The following is a 2,479-nucleotide window of genomic DNA, read 5'->3' as shown; positions in this document are numbered from 1 at the left end:
CGCTGGGGCTGCTACGCAGCCCTTTCGCGACGCAAGGCCGCTCCTACAGAGCTCGTGTTCAGCCGCGAGAGTGATGCCCTGACAGGCTTAAGCCAACCCCCCACCACCAAACTGCGCCCGGTACTGGTTGGGGGTCATGCCGATGCGCTCGCAGAACACCTTGCGCATATGCCGGTCACTGCCAAACCCGCTGCGTGCGGCGACTACCTTCAGCGGCAGGTCGGACGCTTCGAGCAGCTTGCGGGCATGGTCGATGCGCGCATTCTGCAAGTACTGCAACGGCGTAACCCCCACCTCGCGCTGGAACGCCCGGGCAAAGTTGCGTGCACTCATGGCCACCAGTTCGGCCATTTTCTGCACGGTGAAGGCCTCCTCGATGTGGTCCACGATGTAGGCCTGCACCCGCGCCGTGGGGCTACCATCACGTGGCACCGCCGCCAGCAGCGGGCCGTAGGGCAACTGCCCGCCCTGGCGATGACGTGCCACCAGCAGCACCTTGGCCACCTCCAGCGCCAAGTGCTTGCCGTGGTCTTCAGCCACCACTGCCAGCGCCAGGTCGATACCGGCAGTGATGCCGCCGGAGGTAATGAGGTCGCGGTCCACCACGTAGATTTGTTCGGTCTCGACCCGCGCCTGAGGGAACTGCCGGGCCAGGCGCTCGACGTAATTCCAGTGTGTGGTGCAACGATAGCCGCCCAACAGCCCGGCGCGCCCGAGCAGAAACACCCCGGTGCAGATCGCCCCAAAACGCCTGGCACTGCGCGCAGCCCCCGGCAGCCAGCGCTCCAGCCCCGGCAATGCCACGTCATAGGCCCCCGGGCCACCGGGGACCAGCAGCAGGTCGACGGCTGGCGGCAGGTCTTGCAGTTGCCCGTCAGCCAGCACCCGCAGCCCACACGAGCCGCGCACCGGTTCGCTGCCCTCGGCGAGGGTGAGCAGGTGGTAGCGTTGGTCTTGGGCAAGAAACCGGTTGGCGATGGCAAAGGCATCCAAAGGGCCGGTGACATCCAGCATCAGGACATCGTTGAAAAGCACCATCGCAACCGTTTTGGACATGACCATTCACCTTGATCGCCGCCTGCGCAGGCGGCCTGAAACCAGACATGCCCGGCATCTTAAGGTATCGGTATAGCGTGCCGGGCCAGCAATGTTGATAAAAACGCTCGGGCAAGCGCAACACCCCTGGCGCCACAGGGTAAAGCGCAATTAACAACTATTAAGGTTCGGCTCAGGACTTTGTCATGTCGCGGGCGCCAGACTTTCTCCATCGAAACAGGAGCGTCGTCATGGCCGCTGAACCCGCCCCCGACTACCGGCTTACCCCGCCCGGCGCGTTGACCGCACAGCGCCTGCGCCAGGCCAAGGAACTGATGCTGCACAGCCCGCTGTCGATCATCGAGATCGCAAGCTTGTGCCACCTCACCCGCAGCCACTTCTCGCGCGCCTTCAAAGTTACCACCGGCCTGTCGCCGCAGGCCTGGCGCCTGCGGGCGCGGATGGAAAAGGCCAAGCGCCTGCTGGCCACCGAAGTGCCGATCACCCATGTGAGCCTTGAGTGCGGGTTCTGCGACCAGTCGCATTTCACCCGCGCCTTCAGCCGTTTGGTCGGCCAGCCGCCCAAGGCGTGGCGCCAGTCGGCGCGGCATCCTTAAATCCATGTCATCCACTGGTATAGGCCCCAGGGCCAATACCGCCGTTGCACCCATCCAAGGAGTCACCCTCGTGAGCCAACCTGACTACAAGCGCTTGAACAAAGACGATGCCGTCGTGCTGCTGGTGGACCACCAGACCGGCCTGATTTCGCTGGTGCAGGACTTCTCGCCCAACGAGTTCAAGAACAACGTGCTGGCGCTGGGCGACCTGGCCAAGTTCTTCGGCCTGCCGACCATCCTCACCACCAGTTTCGAGCAAGGCCCCAACGGCCCGCTGGTGCCCGAGCTCAAGGAAATGTTCCCGGATGCGCCGTACATCGCCCGCCCTGGCCAGATCAACGCCTGGGACAACGAAGATTTCGTCAAGGCGATCAAGGCCACCGGCCGCAAGCAACTGATCATCGCCGGTGTGGTGACCGATGTCTGCGTGGCGTTCCCGACCCTGTCGGCATTGGCCGAGGGCTTTGAAGTGTTCGTTGTGACCGATGCCTCGGGCACGTTCAACGAGACTGTGCAGCAGGCCGCATGGGCACGCATGACCCAGGCTGGCGCGCAGATGATGAACTGGTTCTCGGTGGCCTGTGAGCTGCACCGCGACTGGCGCAACGACATCGAAGGGCTGGGCAACCTGCTGTCGCAGCGGATCCCCAACTACCGCAACCTGATGAACAGCTATTCGGCGCTGACTGCGCGCTGAATCCAGCTACGGCCGCTCGGCACTGTAGGAGCGGCCTTGTGCCGCGAAAGGGGTGCGAAGCGCCCCCAGGATTTGTCCATCACTTAGATACCGCCGGGGGCTGCTTTGCAGCCCTTTCGCGGCGCAAGGC

The 2,479-nt window shown here is 64.0% G+C and carries 3 protein-coding genes; 2 read left to right on the top strand and 1 reads right to left on the bottom strand.

Translation table 11 applies throughout. The annotated features are described in order from the left end of the window. Positions 1–87 precede the first annotated feature (87 nt). Positions 88–1,062, bottom strand: a complete 975-nt coding sequence (locus tag HU720_RS23840; RefSeq protein WP_186523607.1) for a GlxA family transcriptional regulator — start codon at positions 1,060–1,062, stop codon at positions 88–90. 224 nt (positions 1,063–1,286) lie between these two features. Here HU720_RS23840 and HU720_RS23835 point away from each other — a divergent pair, with 224 nt between their 5' ends. Together HU720_RS23835 and ycaC are read left to right on the top strand one after the other, a co-directional pair. Next, positions 1,287–1,652 (top strand): AraC family transcriptional regulator, encoded by a 366-nt coding sequence (locus tag HU720_RS23835; RefSeq protein WP_186523605.1) that lies wholly within the window; start codon positions 1,287–1,289, stop codon positions 1,650–1,652. Between the two features lie 70 nt (positions 1,653–1,722). Continuing rightward, the gene (gene ycaC, locus HU720_RS23830) at positions 1,723–2,349 is read left to right on the top strand and encodes an isochorismate family cysteine hydrolase YcaC (RefSeq protein WP_172222600.1); all 627 of its coding nucleotides are present in this window, start codon (positions 1,723–1,725) and stop codon (positions 2,347–2,349) included. Positions 2,350–2,479: the final 130 nt, after the last annotated feature.

This window comes from Pseudomonas sp. SWRI51 (genome assembly GCF_014268825.1).
In the GTDB taxonomy this organism is placed as follows: domain Bacteria; phylum Pseudomonadota; class Gammaproteobacteria; order Pseudomonadales; family Pseudomonadaceae; genus Aquipseudomonas; species Aquipseudomonas farsensis.
Note: the sequence above shows the minus strand (reverse complement) of the source record. Positions and strands in the feature narration are given on the sequence as shown.